The 16,682-nt window shown below is 58.2% G+C and carries 16 protein-coding genes; 7 read left to right on the forward strand and 9 right to left on the reverse strand.

Annotated features, from left to right (window positions below; genetic code table 11):
• Nucleotides 1-3: 3 nt before the first annotated feature.
• From G7Y41_RS08410 to G7Y41_RS08420, 3 genes are all read left to right on the forward strand, one after another.
• Nucleotides 4-1,131 carry an ABC transporter ATP-binding protein gene (locus G7Y41_RS08410; protein WP_165216554.1) on the forward strand — a complete coding sequence of 376 codons (1,128 nt, stop codon included), beginning with the start codon at nucleotides 4-6 and terminating at the stop codon, nucleotides 1,129-1,131.
• 123 nt (nucleotides 1,132-1,254) lie between these two features.
• Nucleotides 1,255-2,520: a DUF4032 domain-containing protein gene (locus G7Y41_RS08415; RefSeq protein ID WP_231367279.1), complete on the forward strand. Its 1,266-nt coding sequence runs from the start codon at nucleotides 1,255-1,257 to the stop codon at nucleotides 2,518-2,520.
• 94 nt (nucleotides 2,521-2,614) lie between these two features.
• On the forward strand, nucleotides 2,615-3,367 hold the full coding sequence (locus G7Y41_RS08420) for a glycerophosphoryl diester phosphodiesterase (protein WP_165216555.1): 753 nt from the start codon (nucleotides 2,615-2,617) through the stop codon (nucleotides 3,365-3,367).
• 126 nt (nucleotides 3,368-3,493) lie between these two features.
• Here G7Y41_RS08420 and G7Y41_RS08425 read toward each other — a convergent pair whose 3' ends face one another.
• The 3 genes from G7Y41_RS08425 to G7Y41_RS08435 form a co-directional block, all read right to left on the reverse strand.
• A complete protein-coding gene (locus G7Y41_RS08425; protein ID WP_165216557.1) occupies nucleotides 3,494-4,693 on the reverse strand; it encodes a hypothetical protein in 1,200 nt (399 codons plus the stop codon).
• A gap of 295 nt (nucleotides 4,694-4,988) precedes the next feature.
• Nucleotides 4,989-6,017, reverse strand: a complete 1,029-nt coding sequence (gene fbaA / locus G7Y41_RS08430; protein ID WP_165315585.1) for a class II fructose-bisphosphate aldolase — start codon at nucleotides 6,015-6,017, stop codon at nucleotides 4,989-4,991.
• A 161-nt stretch (nucleotides 6,018-6,178) separates the two neighbouring features.
• Nucleotides 6,179-6,802 (reverse strand): TrmH family RNA methyltransferase, encoded by a 624-nt coding sequence (locus G7Y41_RS08435; protein ID WP_165315586.1) that lies wholly within the window; start codon nucleotides 6,800-6,802, stop codon nucleotides 6,179-6,181.
• 244 nt (nucleotides 6,803-7,046) lie between these two features.
• Between G7Y41_RS08435 and G7Y41_RS08440 the strand changes: the two genes are divergently transcribed.
• The 3 genes from G7Y41_RS08440 to pyrE are packed head-to-tail and all read left to right on the forward strand — an operon-like array spanning nucleotide 7,047 to nucleotide 9,080.
• Nucleotides 7,047-7,628: a PH domain-containing protein gene (locus G7Y41_RS08440; protein ID WP_165216562.1), complete on the forward strand. Its 582-nt coding sequence runs from the start codon at nucleotides 7,047-7,049 to the stop codon at nucleotides 7,626-7,628.
• Between the two features lie 47 nt (nucleotides 7,629-7,675).
• Nucleotides 7,676-8,500 carry an HAD-IIA family hydrolase gene (locus G7Y41_RS08445; protein ID WP_165216564.1) on the forward strand — a complete coding sequence of 275 codons (825 nt, stop codon included), beginning with the start codon at nucleotides 7,676-7,678 and terminating at the stop codon, nucleotides 8,498-8,500.
• Between the two features lie 10 nt (nucleotides 8,501-8,510).
• A complete protein-coding gene (gene pyrE / locus G7Y41_RS08450; RefSeq protein WP_165216566.1) occupies nucleotides 8,511-9,080 on the forward strand; it encodes an orotate phosphoribosyltransferase in 570 nt (189 codons plus the stop codon).
• An 85-nt stretch (nucleotides 9,081-9,165) separates the two neighbouring features.
• Here pyrE and G7Y41_RS08455 read toward each other — a convergent pair whose 3' ends face one another.
• Nucleotides 9,166-9,927 carry an SDR family NAD(P)-dependent oxidoreductase gene (locus G7Y41_RS08455; protein ID WP_165315587.1) on the reverse strand — a complete coding sequence of 254 codons (762 nt, stop codon included), beginning with the start codon at nucleotides 9,925-9,927 and terminating at the stop codon, nucleotides 9,166-9,168.
• A gap of 167 nt (nucleotides 9,928-10,094) precedes the next feature.
• Here G7Y41_RS08455 and G7Y41_RS08460 point away from each other — a divergent pair, with 167 nt between their 5' ends.
• Complete coding sequence (locus G7Y41_RS08460; RefSeq protein ID WP_165315588.1) at nucleotides 10,095-10,973, forward strand: exodeoxyribonuclease III; 879 nt, start codon at nucleotides 10,095-10,097, stop codon at nucleotides 10,971-10,973.
• Between the two features lie 14 nt (nucleotides 10,974-10,987).
• Here G7Y41_RS08460 and G7Y41_RS08465 read toward each other — a convergent pair whose 3' ends face one another.
• From G7Y41_RS08465 to G7Y41_RS08485, 5 genes are all read right to left on the reverse strand, one after another.
• On the reverse strand, nucleotides 10,988-11,803 hold the full coding sequence (locus G7Y41_RS08465) for a serine hydrolase domain-containing protein (RefSeq protein ID WP_165315589.1): 816 nt from the start codon (nucleotides 11,801-11,803) through the stop codon (nucleotides 10,988-10,990).
• The gene (locus tag G7Y41_RS08470; RefSeq protein WP_165216574.1) at nucleotides 11,800-12,555 is read right to left on the reverse strand and encodes a TetR/AcrR family transcriptional regulator; all 756 of its coding nucleotides are present in this window, start codon (nucleotides 12,553-12,555) and stop codon (nucleotides 11,800-11,802) included. The genes G7Y41_RS08465 and G7Y41_RS08470 overlap by 4 nt, the downstream gene beginning before the upstream one ends.
• A 203-nt stretch (nucleotides 12,556-12,758) precedes the next feature.
• Complete coding sequence (locus tag G7Y41_RS08475; RefSeq protein WP_165315590.1) at nucleotides 12,759-15,377, reverse strand: ATP-dependent Clp protease ATP-binding subunit; 2,619 nt, start codon at nucleotides 15,375-15,377, stop codon at nucleotides 12,759-12,761.
• 211 nt (nucleotides 15,378-15,588) lie between these two features.
• A complete protein-coding gene (locus G7Y41_RS08480) occupies nucleotides 15,589-16,182 on the reverse strand; it encodes a YbjN domain-containing protein (RefSeq protein WP_165315591.1) in 594 nt (197 codons plus the stop codon).
• Between the two features lie 11 nt (nucleotides 16,183-16,193).
• Complete coding sequence (locus tag G7Y41_RS08485; protein ID WP_165216580.1) at nucleotides 16,194-16,625, reverse strand: type III secretion system chaperone family protein; 432 nt, start codon at nucleotides 16,623-16,625, stop codon at nucleotides 16,194-16,196.
• Nucleotides 16,626-16,682: the final 57 nt, after the last annotated feature.

Raw genomic sequence — 16,682 nt, forward strand, 5'->3', positions numbered from 1 at the left:
ATTATGGCAACTGTGTCATTCAAAGCAGCGACTCGCGTTTATCCAGGCGCTGAAAAACCCGCTGTTGATTCACTCAACCTTGAGATCGCCGACGGCGAATTCCTTGTTCTTGTTGGCCCCTCGGGCTGTGGAAAGTCCACATCTTTGCGGATGCTCGCAGGACTCGAAGACGTCAACTCCGGCCAGATTTTCATCGGTGACCGCGATGTCACCGACGTTCCACCGAAGAACCGCGACATCGCGATGGTCTTCCAGAACTACGCGCTGTACCCGCACATGACGGTGCGCGACAACATGGGCTTCGCCCTGAAGATCGCGGGAACACCGAAGGACGAAATCAACAGGCGCGTTGAGGAAGCTGCCCGCATCCTTGACCTTGAGCCCTACCTCGAGCGTCGCCCCAAGGCACTGTCTGGTGGTCAGCGTCAGCGCGTCGCTATGGGACGCGCGATTGTCCGTAAACCGCAGGTCTTCCTCATGGATGAGCCGCTGTCGAACCTCGACGCGAAACTGCGTGTGCAGACGCGAACGCAGATTGCATCACTCCAGCGCGAACTCGGCGTCACCACCGTCTACGTCACCCACGACCAGACTGAAGCGTTGACAATGGGTGACCGCATCGCTGTTCTCAAGGATGGCCTACTTCAGCAGGTTGGCACACCTCGCGAAATGTACGACACCCCTGCGAATGTGTTTGTTGCCGGATTCATTGGCTCACCCGCCATGAATCTTGGACAGTTCACCGTTGACGGCGACGTGGCAACGATCGGTGCGGCAAAAATTCAGCTGTCGAAGACCACGCTCGATGCAATCACCGCCGAAGACAAGGGCAAGGTGACGATCGGCTTTAGGCCCGAATCTCTTGACGTTGTCCCCTCAACAGATGAGCACTCAATTCCGGTGCGCATCTCCTTCGTTGAAGAACTCGGCTCCGACGCGTTCATCTACGGTGAGCTTGTTGGTTCAGAGGCCAACGATGAGAAGCTTGGATCCGGTGAGGGTTCCAGCCAGATCATCGTCCGCGTTGCCCCGCGTACCGCACCCAACCCCGGCGAAACAATCCACGTGCGTATTCGCCCCGGCGAGGAGCATATCTTCTCCGCATCGACAGGACAGCGTCTTCCTGCCTAATCGTTGCACTGATCAACCGCGATCCTCGTCGCACTAACGACGTCTGTGGGCCTCACTGCTGTCCCTCCTCTGGGGTGAGGCCCACAGTCATCTCAACCGCATTTACGTGGAAGAATGACACCCATGCCTCACGCAATGGACATTACCGCGGCAACCGTTGACCCTGCGCTCTTTGACCTGCCGTGGGAACTGCCCCTGGAAGAATGGCCAAGCAGCATTCTCGCCGCACTTCCCCGAGGGATCTCCCGGCATGTCGTCCGCTTTGTTCACCTCTCAGACCGCGTCATCGCCGTCAAGGAAATCGGTGAAAGCGTTGCCCACCGTGAGTATCAGCTCCTGCGTGACCTCACGCGCATGGACGCCCCCTCGGTCACTCCGACAGCCGTCATTACCGGTCGCCGGTCAGCAACCGGTGAGGAACTCAACGGCGTCCTCGTTACCGAACACCTGCAATTCTCACTGCCTTACCGCGCCCTTTTCTCCCGGCACATGACCGAAGACACCGCAACACGACTCATCGACGCCCTCGCTGTTCTCCTTGTCCGCCTCCACCTGCACGGTTTCTACTGGGGAGATGTCTCGTTATCCAACACCCTCTTCCGGCGCGACGCCGGCGCTTTCAGCGCCTACCTCGTGGACGCGGAAACAGGGGAACTCCACCCGAAACTCACCGACGGGCAACGCACCTACGACGTTGATCTGGCCCGCACCAACATCATTGGTGAGCTCATGGATCTTCAGGCCGGAACCTACTTCCCTGCTGACTCTGATCCTGTCATGGTGGGCGACCGCATTCGGAGCCGTTACGAGGACCTCTGGGGCGAGCTCACCAGCACGGAAACAATCGATGACAATCAGCGGTATCGAGTTGTCGATCGGATTCGCCGCCTCAACGACCTCGGATTCGACGTCGGTGAACTCCAGATGACCTCCGACGAATCGGGGCGACGCCTGCATATTCAACCAAAGGTGGTCGACGCCGGTCATCACCATCGCAAGCTCATGCGCCTGACCGGAATGGATGTTGGTGAGCACCAGGCACAACGCCTACTGAACGACATCGACACCTACCGTGCGATCACCGGAAAGTCGCACCTTCCCCTGGAGATTGTGGCCCACGACTGGCTGACGAATGTGTTCGAACCCGTCATCGAGGCGATTCCACCGCAGCTTGCTCTCAAGCTCGAACCCGCGCAGATATTCCACGAGTTCCTCGATCATCGGTGGTTCCTTGGGAAGGAAAAACACACTGACCCGTCGTTCGACGAAGCAATCCGTTCCTATGTCGAAACCGTTCTTCCGCAAAAACGCGACGAGGCCGTCCTCGTTGATACAGAACTGAACAACGGCACACATTCCACCGCTGCGGTGTCTGAGGATCTCTGGTAGAAACCGGACGCCCGGCGGTGGGATAATCGCACGGAGAAAAGCGCCACCTCGTCCTCGTTCATCACGACGGCGGTCCCCACGAAGGAGCCCCACCATGCCGAACTATCCGCGAATTTTTGCCCACCGAGGGGCATCATCGCTGGCCCCCGAAAACACCATTGCCTCATTCTCAAAGGCAATGGAAGTGGGAGCCTCTTGGATCGAATTCGACGTTGACGTCATCGGCGACGGGTCACTCATCGTCATCCACGATGATCAACTCGACCGCACAACGAACGGAAAAGGTGGCTACTACACCCTCGGATTCTCCGACATTCGCACACTCGATGCGGGCTCATGGTTCTCCGATACGTATCGTTTTGAGCGTATCCCCGAGGCCCTCGACGTCGTCGAATTTGCAAATACCGCCTCCCTGGGGATGAACCTCGAAATCAAGCCGTGCCGAGGGGGAACACACCTGCGCGAAACACTCATTGAGAACCTCGCCGTTGTTGTTGACCGCGTTGCTACCCCCGATCGCTTCATCGTGTCGTCCTTCGACCACGACGCTCTTGCGGCGTTCCACAACGCATACCCCGACGTTGCTCTCGGATGGCTTTTCGATCGCGACAACCAACCCGGACCCACGTGGGAAGAGGGCGCCGGAAAGATCGGATGCCGCGCAATCCACCCCGACAACGAGGGGCTCACACGGGACGAGGTCGGGCGTATGCGCGACGCTGGTTTCGATGTCAATGTGTGGACCGTCAACACCGTTGAGCGCGCAGAAGAACTGGCTGACTGGGGAGTGACCGGGATTTTCACCGACTACCCCCAGATTTTCCCAGCCGACGCCCTCCGGAAGTAGGAATCAGCCCACGACAATAGGCGCTGCGGCCTCGCCTCGTCAGGTACGGCCAACGAGGCGAATCCGACAGCGTTCTGGGTGTCTAGATCCAGGGGCGCTGTCGGGGCGATAAATGGGGGCCTTGCCTCAGTCCTCGGGGCTATTGCGCCGACGGCGGCGCGCAACGTACTTCGCCAGCGACAGCTCCGCCAGGGAATCAACGATCATCAGCGAACCGGCGATACCTGCAAAGACGGTCAGACCCGAGCGTGGTTTCTTTGCTCGGACGGCTGACACCAGGAGCCCCGATCCGATAATTGCCTCAAATGTTGCCGCGCAGTGAATGAGCCACGGACGCTGAACGGCGATGTTTTCGTACGAGTTCCACAGCGGCTGCATCCGCGACTCAGGTTCACCGAGCATGATGTCAACGCTGCGGCCAATCGCATTGGAGACCCCGCGGGCGCGGTGCACGGTGACCTCTTCAACGTGATCGATGTCGAGTGCGCCTAAAAGGAAGCCCGCGACACCCGAGGGAAGTCCGAGGGCGTGAACGACCTTCCAGACCGCATCTTCACCGGATGTCTTCGTGGAGTCAACGAGGGCGTCAACATCGGCTCCCGGAACATATGTGGCAATCTGACGAAGATCCGGCCGGTCACCCACGAGGTCAATTGTTTCGGCGGCAACCGCGTCGGGGGATTCGTTCCCGCCTGCGACGATCAGGGAATCCATATCCCAGTTATGGGCAACGATATGCTCTAGGTGATCATCGGTAACGAGGAAGACTTGGAATTCCCCATCGGTCATCGACAGGGTCACCAGCGGAACATCACCGAAGTTCCAGCCGGCCTTTTCTGGGGGAAGTTCCGCAAGTAGCGCACGGTGGTCGTCACTGAGTTCGAGGCTCCCCAGGTCGATCCCTTCCAGGGCGGCCAGCAGAGGAACGGACGAGGCCGGGGTCCGTCCAATCTCAACGATTCGCGATACTGGCTCTTCTTGGTCCTCAATCTCATCAGCAGGCCAGGCATCCGCCAGTGGGGATTCACCTTGAGGGAGGTGATCAACGCTGTGCGTCCCAATCCGTACCTCCGCGTCATAGAGCACGGCGATCTCTTCGGCCAGGTCTTCCACGGAGGGTCCCGATGTGACTTCCGATTCCCCTGCCGCAACCGTCGCGACAGCGCCATCGGCAACCGCGACGTTCAGTCCCAGGAGCTGAGGCGAGGACGAGAACCATTCAAGCTGGGCAAGGATCTGACTTTCCCGGAGATGCTGTGCGACCTTCATTGGATCGAGATCGCGCCCGATGATCATGCCTTCAACTCGGGTCCACACTGGTTCCATCGTTCGCATCCCCTTCTTTGTGAATGTCCACTGAGTCCTTGAGTGATACGGAACTGGCTTAATCACATCACGAACTTGTGTCACTTGTCCCGTTTTAGAGTGAATTTCGCTGAAAACGTCAACGGGTGTGGGCAGTCCTCAACTCATCACAATACGCACTGATGGGATGCCTGCCTCGTCCTCGTTAAGGCGCGCGGCGCTGTTCTGCGCGCACGAAAGGGCCCGTCGCGCGGGTGCGTGACGGGCCCTCCAGTCTCAGTCAGCGAAGGACTGAGACAAATTCGTGTTCAGCAGCTCACTTCATCTTGGTGCCGACGGAGCCCAGGCGCTCACAGGCCTCAACAACACGAGCAGCCATACCAGCTTCAGCGGCCTTGCCCCACGAACGCGGGTCGTACATCTTCTTGTTACCGACTTCCTGGTCGACCTTGAGCACGCCGTCGTAGTTGCGGAACATGTGGTCAACAACCGGGCGGGAGAATGCGTACTGCGTGTCTGTATCAACGTTCATCTTGATCACACCGTTGGCAACAGCCAGGGCGATCTCATCAGCCGTCGAACCAGAACCACCGTGCATCACGAGGTCGAAGGGACGGTCATTCTTCCAACCAACCTTGGCCGCAACCTCTTCCTGAATGGTTCCGAGGATCTCAGGACGCAGCTTGACGTGTCCGGGCTTGTACACGCCGTGGACGTTACCGAAAGTCAGAGCCGTCAGGTAACGGCCATTCTCACCCAGGCCAAGAGCCTCAACGGTCTTGAGCGCGTCTTCAGTGGTGGTGTACAGCTTCTCGTTGATTTCACCAACGACGCCGTCTTCTTCGCCACCGACAACACCGATCTCAATCTCGAGGATCGTGTTGGCCTTGACCGACAGAGCAAGCAGCTCCTTCGCAATCTCAAGGTTCTCATCAAGGAGAACAGCCGAGCCGTCCCACATGTGCGACTGGAAGGTCGGGTTTTCACCGCGAGCGTGCTGCTCGGCTTCAAGCTCCAGAAGCGGGCGAACCCAGGAGTCAATGTTCTGCTTGGCGCAGTGGTCGGTGTGCAGGGCAATTGTCACGCCGTAGTTCTTCGCAACCTCATGGGCGTAGGCAGCAAGAGCGAGAGAACCAGTGACACGATTCTTAATCGTCGAACCGGAAGCGTATTCAGCGCCACCGACGGAAACCTGGATGATGCCGTCGGACTCGGCCTCGGCGAAGCCCTGGATAGCAGCGGTAACGGTCTGGGACGAGGTCACGTTAATCGCGGGGTAGGCGAACTTGCCTTCCTTCGCACGATTGAGCATTTCACCGTAGACCTCAGGGGTTGCGATAGGCACAGGAGCCTCCTAATCGAATGACAGTTTTGCCATTGACCATTCTCCCACACTCCACAGAATCCGGTCACAGCGTGAACAAGCACACCATCGCAATACACACATGTGCGCACACAGCTAGCGACCACACGCAAGAAAACACGGGACCATCGGCCCGCACGATCTCACGAACCGCTGCCCACAGCCCGCTGTGCCTGTACCCACATGACAATCGCCGCAGCATGACCAACATTCATTGACCGCGTTGACCCGCGCTGCGTAATCGCCACAATCATCTCGCAGGCCTCGATCATGTCCTCGCTCAGGCCACCTGATTCCTCACCGAAGACGAGACATGCATGCTCAGGAAGCTCCGCTTCCTCCACCGCAACCGATCCGTCCACGTTATCGACCCCAACGAGGACAAGACCCGACCTTTGGCAGTACTCAGCAAGAGCGCGCGCATCGGGAAGATGATCAACCGACATGTATCGATCTGTCACCATTGCGCCGCGACGATTCCATCGTTTACGCCCAACGATGTGAACGGCACGAGCACCCAAGGCATTCGCCGTGCGCACAATCGACCCGATGTTGAAGTCGTGAGCCAGGTTCTCAACGGCAATCTCAAAGGGAAGCGAATGTTCAGCGATATCCCGACGGATCGCTTCCATCGTCCAATACCGGTATCGATCCTCGACGTTGCGCGAATCCCCGTGCTCCAAAAGCTCAGGGTCGTACCGGGTGTCTGTTGGCCATGCGTCGCGACCACCTGGCCACGGGCCAACACCCCTGACAGCGTCCGGCATTCCCTCGCTCCCTCCAGGGGACGAGGACGTCGCCGCCTTCACTTGAGATTCTGATTCACGGAGTGAGCGCCCACCGCTGCCTGACCGCGACTCCGTTTCCACAACTCCCCCTGATCAGCCACAAGTCCCATTGATGGAACCTCGGGCCGGCCAAGGGCCGGCCTCGTCCTCGTTAATAACGGAAAATCCACAACTATCGGGCCTCACCTTAGTGCCCGCAGCAAAGTAATGGCACCATTAAGGTATGGGAATGCCACAGAAGCTGCTCAGTCGTGACGAAATCATCGTCCGACACATGCGCACGCATATCAAATCGATCCTCGGCAATATCTTCATCGCCGTCCTCCTTGTGGCGCTCGGAATCATCAGCTCCGTGCTTCTGCCCGCGGATTGGGCGCCGGCAAGCCACATCGTCACGTGGAGTGTTGTCGTTATTCTCCTCTTCCCGTCGTTCATTCTTCCGTTCGTCCGATGGGCCACATCGACCTACACGATCACAACGAAACGCGTGATCACACGGCATGGAATCCTCACGAAACGCGGCCACGACCTGCCGCTGTCGCGAATCTCCAATGTCACTCATGAAAGCTCGCTGTCAGATCGATTCTTCGGGTGCGGCACGCTCACGCTTGAAACTTCATCGAACGATCCGCTGACTCTCACGGATATCCCGAAAATCCACACCGTTCAGGTCGAAATCACCGACCTAATTTTCAACGATGTCCAGGGCGCGGTGGACGCAGATCCCACGGACACTCCTCAGGCCCTTCACACAGGTACACCCCAGGGACCATCCCAGCCACCGACCAACAACTCACCCGCGTGACACATTCCCACCGACGTCTCATATACCCCACCACGAAAGGTTGATCCATGATTTCACCTGCCGCAGAGCCTCTCCCCCTTGAAGATATGCCCCCAATTTCCGCCTGGATGACGGACATGGACGGTGTGCTTGTCAAGGAAAATCGCGCCCTCCCCGGAGCTACCGAATTCCTCGGTGCACTACGAGAGTACGGCTGCCCCTTCCTCGTCTTGACGAATAATTCGATCTTCACTAATCGCGACCTGTCTGCCCGTCTCGCACGCTCTGGACTTGACGTTCCCGAAGACCACATCTGGACCAGCGCTAACGCCACCGCGGCGTTCCTCAAGCAGCAGTCACCAAACTCATCGGCGTTCGTCATCGGTGAAGCCGGACTGACAACCGCTTTGCACGGCGCCGGATACATCATGACTGACACCGACCCCGAGTACGTTGTCCTCGGTGAGGTGCGTTCCTACGATTTTGTTGCCCTCACCCACGCGGTTCGTCTCATTGAAAAAGGCGCGAAGTTCATCGCGACAAACCCCGACGTGTCCGGACCGTCAGATCAGGGAACCCTGCCGGCAACCGGGTCGATCGCGGCGATGATTTCCGCTGCAACGGGTAAGCGCCCCTACTTCGTGGGTAAGCCGAATCCGGTGATGATTCGGGCGGGTCTGAATAAGATCGGCGTTCACTCCGAAGACGCCGCAATGGTCGGAGACCGTATGGACACCGACGTTCAAGCTGGTGTTGAAGCTGGTTTGCGGACCTTCCTTGTTCTGTCGGGTTCAACATCGCGCGACCATATCGAGGAGTATCCTTTCCGTCCCTTCGATGTGTACGACGGCATCGGCAATCTCGTTCCGCTGGTCACCGGCGAGGAAGGCTAAGCTGAATCCCATGACACACGACTCGCATAAAGCTCGCCTTGCTGAGCTGGTCAAGGAACTTGCCGTTATTCATGAGAAAGTCACTTTGGCATCGGGACGTGAATCTGATTTCTACGTCGACATGCGCCGGGCAACGCTTCACCACGAGGCTGCACCTCTGATCGGACATGTCATGCTGGACCTGCTTGAAGAGTCCGGTTTCGCCCCCGGTGAAGACTATGACGCTGCCGGTGGACTGACGATGGGTGCGGATCCTGTTGCCGCTGCAATGCTTCATGCTGCCGCGTCACGTGGTCTTTGTCTGGATGCCTTCGTTGTGCGTAAGGCTGCGAAGGATCACGGAATGAAGCGCCGCATTGAGGGCCCCGATGTTGCCGGACGCAAAGTTGTTGTTCTGGAGGATACCTCGACAACCGGCGGTTCCCCCCTTGAGGCCGCGAAAGCTCTTCGCGAGGCCGGCGCAGAAGTTGTTGCCGTCGCGGTGATCGTCGACCGGGCAACGGGTGCGAAGGAAAAAATTGAGGCTGAGGGATTCCCGTATTTTTACGCCCTCGGCCTCGAAGATCTCGGCCTCGCCTAGGCTCGACGAAAATCACCGCCTAGCCGCGCCAATCTCATCGCCTCGTCTCGTCAGAAATGCCACGAGGACGAGGCGATGACAGTCGCTACATGTGCGGAACCGACCGCATTGCGCGACGCACAAGCCAACGCGGTGACACTTTCATCGCACCCATCGCCACCTTGTACAGCGGGGACGGAGTGACAAGCACTCTGCCTCGCGACACGGCATCCAAGGCCTCAGAAACAACCTGCTCCGACGTCAGCATGGCCCACGGCGGGGTCTGACCCATATCAACTCCGGCATTATCGAAGAACTGCGTCCGCGTTGGCCCCGGGCACACAGCGGTTGCCGTAACAGGCGTTCCACGCAGCTCCTGCGAAAGACCCTCGGTGAACGCCACAACCCACGCTTTGTGTGCGGAGTAGGTTCCAGCTCCGGTGAGCGAAGCTACCGACGCAACGTTGAGGATCGCTCCGTGTCCGCGCTCGCGCATCGCGCGTGCAGCACAATGACTGAGCTCCATGACGGCCTCAACCATGACTGTGAGCGCGTTCTTCTCATTCTCAAGGGAGTTGTCAACGAAGGGACGCCCCAGGCCAAAACCCGCGTTGTTGACAAGTAAACCAATGGGAGCTTCCGGCGACTGGAGTCGTTCGCCCACGCGGGCACGGCCCTGCGACTGGGCAAGATCCGCAACGATCACTTCCGTGCGAACACCCGTGACGTTGTGTAGACGTGAGGCGATCTCCGCCAGGAGTTCACCACGCCGAGCAACGAGGACGAGGTTGTGGCCTGCCGCTGCCAGTTGCCAACAGAATTCTTCACCGAGGCCAGAGGTGGCTCCAGTCACAAGTGCCGTTCCCATGAGACCACCCTAAAACACCGGGGTATTCGTCGCAGGACCACGAAGCCACCCCGGCATTTCGGCACGCGCGCTCTAGACGGCACCGTCGCAGTCATCGCATGCCCCGACCACGAAACCACCGCCGCCTCGTAGCGCGCCGACCGCCCCTCCACCGATAGGCTGATCCCATGAGATTTGCCTCCTGGAACGTCAATTCGATCCGCACCCGCATCGACCGCGTCATTGCTTTCCTTGAACGCTCACAGGTTGATGTCCTGGCTCTGCAGGAAATTAAGTGCCGTCCCGACCAATTCCCCGTTGAAGCATTCACGCAGGCAGGCTACGACGTTCATGCTCTCGGGCTCAATCAATGGAACGGCGTAGCGGTTGTCTCACGGCTCCCAATTCTCAACGTGACTGAGAATTTCCCTGATCAGCCAGCCTTTGGTGACCCGGGCGTCGTGGAGGCTCGCGCTTTGGGCGTCACGGTCCGTCTTCGTGATGCTCTGGACGCAGCCTCGTCCTCGTCCCCTGAGAATCCCGGGAACACAGGTGAGGACGCGGAGGAACCCAGCATCCCCGCGCAGGCAGAGAAACTCACAGTGTGGAGCCTCTACGTGCCCAACGGGCGCGAGCTTGACCACCCGCATTACGCGTACAAGCTCGACTGGTTGGACAAACTTCGCGTATGCGCGAAAGGGTGGTTGGCCGACGATCCGGAGGCGTTGATTGCGCTGGTCGGAGACTGGAATGTTGCGCCCCAAGACTCCGACGTGTGGGACATCAAGGCCTTTGAGGGGGCAACTCACGTGTCCGCGCCCGAACGCGCCGCTTTCGCCGCTTTCGCTGACGACGGTTGGGTCGAAGTCACCCGCGACCGCGTTGACCAGTACACCTACTGGGACTATCAAAAGCTCCGCTTCCCCAAGAACGAAGGAATGCGCATCGACTTTGCCTACTGCTCACCCGCGTTGGCTGCGCGCGTCGATGGCGCCGCAATTGACCGCAACGAACGCAAGGGCAAAGGCGCGTCAGATCATGTTCCGATCATCGTTGATATTCATTAACGAGGACGATGCCGTCAGTTCTCCCGGGCGGCCTCGTCAATCTGGGTGATCAGTTCGTCATTGAAGAGATGCCAGTGTTCCTGGTGCCACGCGCCGAAAGGTTCCTCTCCAAGGAAAACTGCCGCCGCGTCGCGATCGGGATCAACCCACAGGAAGGAACCGGACACGCCGAAATGTCCGTAGGCGTGCTGCGATGCCTGAGGTGACATCCAGTGCGGGGATTTATTTCCGTGGATCTCCGGTCCAAGACCCCACGGACAGGGATTATGCCGCCCATAGCCGGGGACAATGCCAACGAGGTCGGGGAATTGGGCTCGGGTGGCTTCTCGGGCAAGGTCGGGCGACACCAGGGTGGGAGCGGCAAGTTCGTTCGCTAGGAGGACGAGGTCGTTGACGCTACCAACACCTGAGTTCGCGGGGGAGCCGGCGACCTCGGCACGTGACATCCCCAGCGGACCCAAAAGCCGCGTATCGATCCACTCGCTCAGTGTCCACCCCGTGGCTTTTTCGACGATGCTGCCCAGAAGGTCGTAGCCCGCGTTGGAATAGACGCGACGTTTTTCCGCTGAGAACTGGGGGGTCTGCGAATCGAAAGGAAGGCCCGAGGCGTGGCTGAGCAGGTGACGCACCGTCGCACCGGGGATCTCCACCGGATCATCGAGGCCAAGATATCCCTGGTCAATCGCGATGAGTGTCGACCACGCCGCGAGGAGTTTCGTCACCGACTGGAGGGGGTAGACCTCGGTGGTGTCGCCCGCAGAATCACTAACTGTTCCGTGATGGATCAGCGCCCAGCTATGCGTGAAAGGAATGTTCTCACGAACAGTCACTGCTTATGTCCCATTGATTGACGCAGAGCACGAGCATAGACATCAACGATGTCATCCGGAATGGAATTCGACAGTCCCAAGAGGTAATCCGAGGTGATTCCGAGGGAATACGAGGCGAGAGCGCAGAACTCTGCAATGGTGTCGCGAGCATCAGCGCCTTGCTTACCGAAGCGCGCTTCAATGACCGTTCCACACCAGTGATGAATGATCGTCCGGGCAAGGATGTCGGACTGCGTTGCCCTCTCAATCGCCCCCTGCGCTTTGAGAATGTCAACTTTTTCCTTGTAGAAGTCCTGCAAAACCCTCATACGTTCAACGAAATAGGCATGAGCGGGATGTTCGGCATTTGATGCTTCAACGTAAAGCATGGCTTGAAGATTGAGGACCGTTGAGGCATCCGGACTCTTGGAAAATTGCATGAGTTTGACGACGCTCTCCTCGAATGTGTCCATCGTCAAACGAACAAGTCGAAGCCCTCCGGGAACTTCGTCATCAATCTCGATGTCACACAGACCAAGAACGTCCTCGAACTTCTTGACGACTGCGAGCATGAGGGCGTCTTTGGACGGGTAGTGGTAGATCACTGCCGGGTGTGAGACCCCGACCTCACGTCCCAGATCTCGAAGAGAGAATCCGTGGTATCCAGAATCGGAAATAAGGCGCATCGCAGCATTGAGGATCGCTTCGCGACGGGCCTTCCCGACCGAATATCCCCCGCGCTCGCTTCGCTGATCCCCCATACGTTTTTCCATCCTTGAAACTCAACACCGCTCGTCGGTCCGAGATCCCTCATTAGGCTTTTTAAGATTATCGCATATCGCATTCATTTGCACATTACTGAGTACGCGGTTAATTTTGAGGGGGCCTAGAAGGGCACCCCCCCCCCCGGAGCCTTGTGAGGGACCGGCGGCGTCACTTCACCAGTCTTCCTGACAATTCCGTCAAAAAGACGCTGTCACCGCCTAGGATTAACCGACATATCCACTCCGTCAAAATTCGCGTTGATCTCCACAAATACCGTCTGCCCATCAGTGACCTCACCGGCGAGAAGCATGCGCGCCAAGCGATCCCCCACTTCGCGTTGAATAACACGACGCAGCGGACGGGCACCAAAGGCCGGATCTTGACCGGCTCTCGTGAGCCAGCCTCGTGCCGGCTGCGATACCTCAAGATTGATTCGGCGCGGTTCCAAGCGTTTGCCCAGGTCAGCGACCATCAGATCGACGATCTGAGAGAGGTCATCCGTGCTCAGCGGCTCGAACATCACCATGTCATCCAAGCGATTAAGAAACTCGGGCTTAAACGCGTGCCTGACAACATTCATCACCGCCGAATCCTTGTCTTGCGCACTCAGTTCCCCGTCGGCAAGAAATTGAGATCCGAGGTTAGATGTAAGGATCAGGAGGGTATTCCGAAAATCAACGTTCCGTCCTTGACCATCTGTTAAGCGTCCATCGTCGAGCACCTGGAGGAGAATATCGAAGACTTCCGGATCAGCCTTTTCGACCTCGTCAAGAAGAATCACTGAATAGGGGCGACGGCGAATCGCCTCGGTGAGCTGTCCGCCCTGCTCATAACCGACATACCCCGGAGGGGCACCAACGAGGCGAGCAACCGAATGCTTTTCGGAATACTCAGACATGTCGATACGGACCATCGCACGCTCGTCGTCGAAAAGGAATTCAGCGAGAGACTTCGCCAGCTCAGTTTTCCCCACCCCCGTTGGACCAAGGAAAAGGAAAGAGCCGGTTGGCCGATTCGGATCAGAGATTCCCGCGCGCGAACGACGCACCGCATCAGACACCGCATGCACGGCTTTCTTCTGACCGATGAGGCGTTGCCCAATAACCTCCTCCATGTGAAGGAGCTTTTCGGACTCTGTTTGGAGGAGCTTCCCCGTGGGAATCCCCGTCCATGCTTCAACGACTTCAGCGATCTCCGATGGGCCAACTTTCTCAGCGATCATCGGCTCTTGAGCAAGCGCCGCTGCATCTTCAAGCTGCGCACGCTGTTCCTCTTGGGCGATCTGTCTCTCAATCGCCGGAATCTCTCCGTTTTGCAGACGTCCGGCCTCGTCCCAGCGGTTCTCACGAATCGCCAACTCAAGGTTGGTGCGCAATTCATCAAGCTGTACACGCAGGTCACCCACCCTGTTGTGCCCGGCCTTCTCGGTTTCCCACCTGGCCGTCAGTGCGTCAAGATCTTCCTGGGCGTTCGCAAGCTCAGCGCGCAACTTACCGAGGCGGTCTTGCGTTGCCTCATCTGTCGACTCAGGATCAGATTCCGTCAGGTAGGACTCTTCCATCCGCATGCGGTCAACGCTGCGACGCAGCTCGTCGATTTCAACCGGACTGGAATCCAGTTCCATGCGCAGCCGCGAGGCGGCCTCGTCAATGAGATCAATGGCTTTGTCGGGCAGTTGACGTCCGGGAATGTAGCGGTTCGACAGCTCGGCGGCGGCTACCAACGCTCCGTCAGAAATCGTCACCTTATGGTGGGCCTCGTATTTCGGGGCGATTCCCCTCAGGATCGCGATCGTGTCTTCCACCGAGGGTTCACCAACGAAGACCTGCTGGAAGCGCCGCTCAAGTGCCGGATCCTTTTCAATATTCTCGCGATACTCATCCAAGGTCGTCGCGCCAACAAGCCGCAGCTCCCCGCGGGCAAGCATCGGCTTGAGCATATTGCCCGCGTCCATCGCACCCTCGGAGCCACCACCGGCACCGACCACCGTGTGCAACTCGTCAATAAAGCTGATAATCTGCCCATCGGAACGTTCAATCTCCGCAAGCACAGCCTTGAGGCGCTCCTCAAATTCCCCGCGGTACTTCGCACCGGCAACCATTGACGCAATGTCTAAGGCGATGAGTTTCTTGTCGCGCAGGGAATCGGGAACGTCTCCGGCCACAATACGCAGCGCGAGACCCTCAACAACAGCGGTTTTACCGACGCCGGGCTCACCAATGAGGACGGGGTTATTCTTCGTGCGCCGAGACAATACCTGAATCACTCGGCGAATCTCAGAATCACGACCAATGACCGGGTCCAATTTGCCTTCGCGGGCAACGTCCGTCAGATCACGCCCATATTTCTTCAGCGCCTCAAAAGATCCCTCGGGATCAGCGGAGGTAATGGGATCGGGGCGTAGCTGTGCGAGCGCTTGCGTCAGGCTCTGAGCATCTGCTCCACTCTCACGGAGAATACGTCCGGCTTGCGATTCGGACTCGGCAAGCGCAATGAGCAGGTGTTCCGTGGAGACATACTGATCACCGGCTTTCTGAGCGCGGCTTTGAGCGTTCGTGATCGCCTGAACGAGGTCGGGGGCGGTCTGCGGCTGGGTGTTCCCGCCGCCAGTAGCCGATGGGAGATGAACGAGGGCGGAGCGGGTTCGCGCTCCGATTTGCGAACGCTGCGCGCCAACGCTTTCGAGCAGCGCGAGCGAGATCCCTCCGTCTTGTTCAAGAAGAGCGTTCAACAGGTGAAGCGTATCCACCTGCGGGTTCCTGGCTGCCTGGGCAGTGTGAAGTGCGGAAGCGATGGCTTCCTGCGCCTTTGTGGTGAATTCTGAAGACATATGTCCTCCCGAACGTCTCAACGTCGATGGTCATGTCAGCCGAAGCTGATCTCTACGCTTATCTCAACGACACCAACATTGAGTCTATTCCACTCAACTTCACATATTCTTCACAGGGCACTCACCAATTCGCCGCTCCCCCAGACGACTTTCGCACGCCTCGCCTCACGGCCGTCTCTTTCACGGCTTCTCAATACGCGGTGTGGCCGTGTTATTCCTCGTCATCTCGAGAGTCAGGAATCACCTCGAAGTTCTCGTTGATCTGGGTAAAAAGCTGAATAGACGTGGATACCGCACACATGCACTGCTGGAACAGCTGGTCATCCGTTGCCCCGTGTTCAAGGTCAACATTGTGTTCGGTGACCACACGTAGCCCATTTTCCTCCGGCTGGATGAACGCCTTCGGGAACAGTTTCATTCTCATCCACTCTTCGAGAGCCCCAAGCAGCTCATTCTCCCGCTCAGCGGCAATGGTTCCCCGGTGTAAACCGACAACTGAGAGGACCTCATGTTGGTTGCCAACGAAGCGGAAAATAAAACCAGCCTGTTCCCAGCCGGCCCGCAACTCACCTTCGCTGTCGGTCTCCCAGAGGATCTGGTGCTGATCAAAGATCGCGCACAATCGCTCGCGACCAATGGGACGAACCGCATCCAGCGCGAGCGTGACTTCCTTGATTTCCGGTGACGACGACTCCGAGGAAGCCACCTCGGGTTGGAGTTCACGGTCGGATTCCACCGCGTGATCGCTGCGACCCTTATCTCGCGCGTCCTGATCTCGTCCCAACCATCGTGACAGCCATCCCATTGCGTACTCCCTTAATTTTCGCCGAGGAACTCTTCGAGAGAGCGGAAGAAATCCAGTGCCGTTGATATCGCACAATCGATCTGCTGAAGCAGCTGCGCGTCGGTCGCGCCCTGCTCCCAATCGACAACATTGTCGCAGATCACCCGAACTTCACCCTCGTCATCGATTCGGTGATAGCACTTGGGCCACAGGCGTTCACGGTGCCACCGCGTAATGAAGCCTCGAATATCGTCGAGTCGCTCACTGGGGGCTGTCTTGTTCCACGACCCCATGATCTGGAGCATTTCCTGCGAGTCACCGACCGGCATGAAATAGAACTGCCCTCTGCCCCAGTTTCCACCCAGATCACCGTCTTTATCGATGAACCAATGCCAACCGCGCACATCAAGAAGCCCACTGAGGCGGTCACGACTCAGTGGTCGCAGTACGTTGTCCGTCGACATAGTTTCCTCCTCGATATCGATCGGCTCACTATGATCCTCTCACAGCCCACCTGCAAC

It is taken from the genome of Schaalia sp. ZJ405, assembly GCF_011038885.2.
Taxonomy (GTDB): Bacteria; Actinomycetota; Actinomycetes; order Actinomycetales; family Actinomycetaceae; genus Pauljensenia.

What these genes read in the sequence shown, in the direction of transcription:
- G7Y41_RS08425 (WP_165216557.1), bottom strand. Translation starts at nt 4,693, where the DNA reads ATGGAACCAGTGTGGACCCGAGTTGAAGGCATGATCATCGGGCGCGAT.
- G7Y41_RS08480 (WP_165315591.1), bottom strand. Translation starts at nt 16,182, where the DNA reads ATGGGATGGCTGTCACGATGGTTGGGACGAGATCAGGACGCGCGAGAT.
- pyrE (WP_165216566.1), top strand. Translation starts at nt 8,511, where the DNA reads ATGACACACGACTCGCATAAAGCTCGCCTTGCTGAGCTGGTCAAGGAA.
- G7Y41_RS08470 (WP_165216574.1), bottom strand. Translation starts at nt 12,555, where the DNA reads ATGGAAAAACGTATGGGGGATCAGCGAAGCGAGCGCGGGGGATATTCG.
- G7Y41_RS08445 (WP_165216564.1), top strand. Translation starts at nt 7,676, where the DNA reads ATGATTTCACCTGCCGCAGAGCCTCTCCCCCTTGAAGATATGCCCCCA.
- G7Y41_RS08455 (WP_165315587.1), bottom strand. Translation starts at nt 9,927, where the DNA reads ATGGGAACGGCACTTGTGACTGGAGCCACCTCTGGCCTCGGTGAAGAA.
- G7Y41_RS08475 (WP_165315590.1), bottom strand. Translation starts at nt 15,377, where the DNA reads ATGTCTTCAGAATTCACCACAAAGGCGCAGGAAGCCATCGCTTCCGCA.
- G7Y41_RS08415 (WP_231367279.1), top strand. Translation starts at nt 1,255, where the DNA reads ATGCCTCACGCAATGGACATTACCGCGGCAACCGTTGACCCTGCGCTC.
- G7Y41_RS08460 (WP_165315588.1), top strand. Translation starts at nt 10,095, where the DNA reads ATGAGATTTGCCTCCTGGAACGTCAATTCGATCCGCACCCGCATCGAC.
- G7Y41_RS08420 (WP_165216555.1), top strand. Translation starts at nt 2,615, where the DNA reads ATGCCGAACTATCCGCGAATTTTTGCCCACCGAGGGGCATCATCGCTG.
- G7Y41_RS08410 (WP_165216554.1), top strand. Translation starts at nt 4, where the DNA reads ATGGCAACTGTGTCATTCAAAGCAGCGACTCGCGTTTATCCAGGCGCT.
- G7Y41_RS08435 (WP_165315586.1), bottom strand. Translation starts at nt 6,802, where the DNA reads ATGCCGGACGCTGTCAGGGGTGTTGGCCCGTGGCCAGGTGGTCGCGAC.
- G7Y41_RS08485 (WP_165216580.1), bottom strand. Translation starts at nt 16,625, where the DNA reads ATGTCGACGGACAACGTACTGCGACCACTGAGTCGTGACCGCCTCAGT.
- G7Y41_RS08440 (WP_165216562.1), top strand. Translation starts at nt 7,047, where the DNA reads ATGGGAATGCCACAGAAGCTGCTCAGTCGTGACGAAATCATCGTCCGA.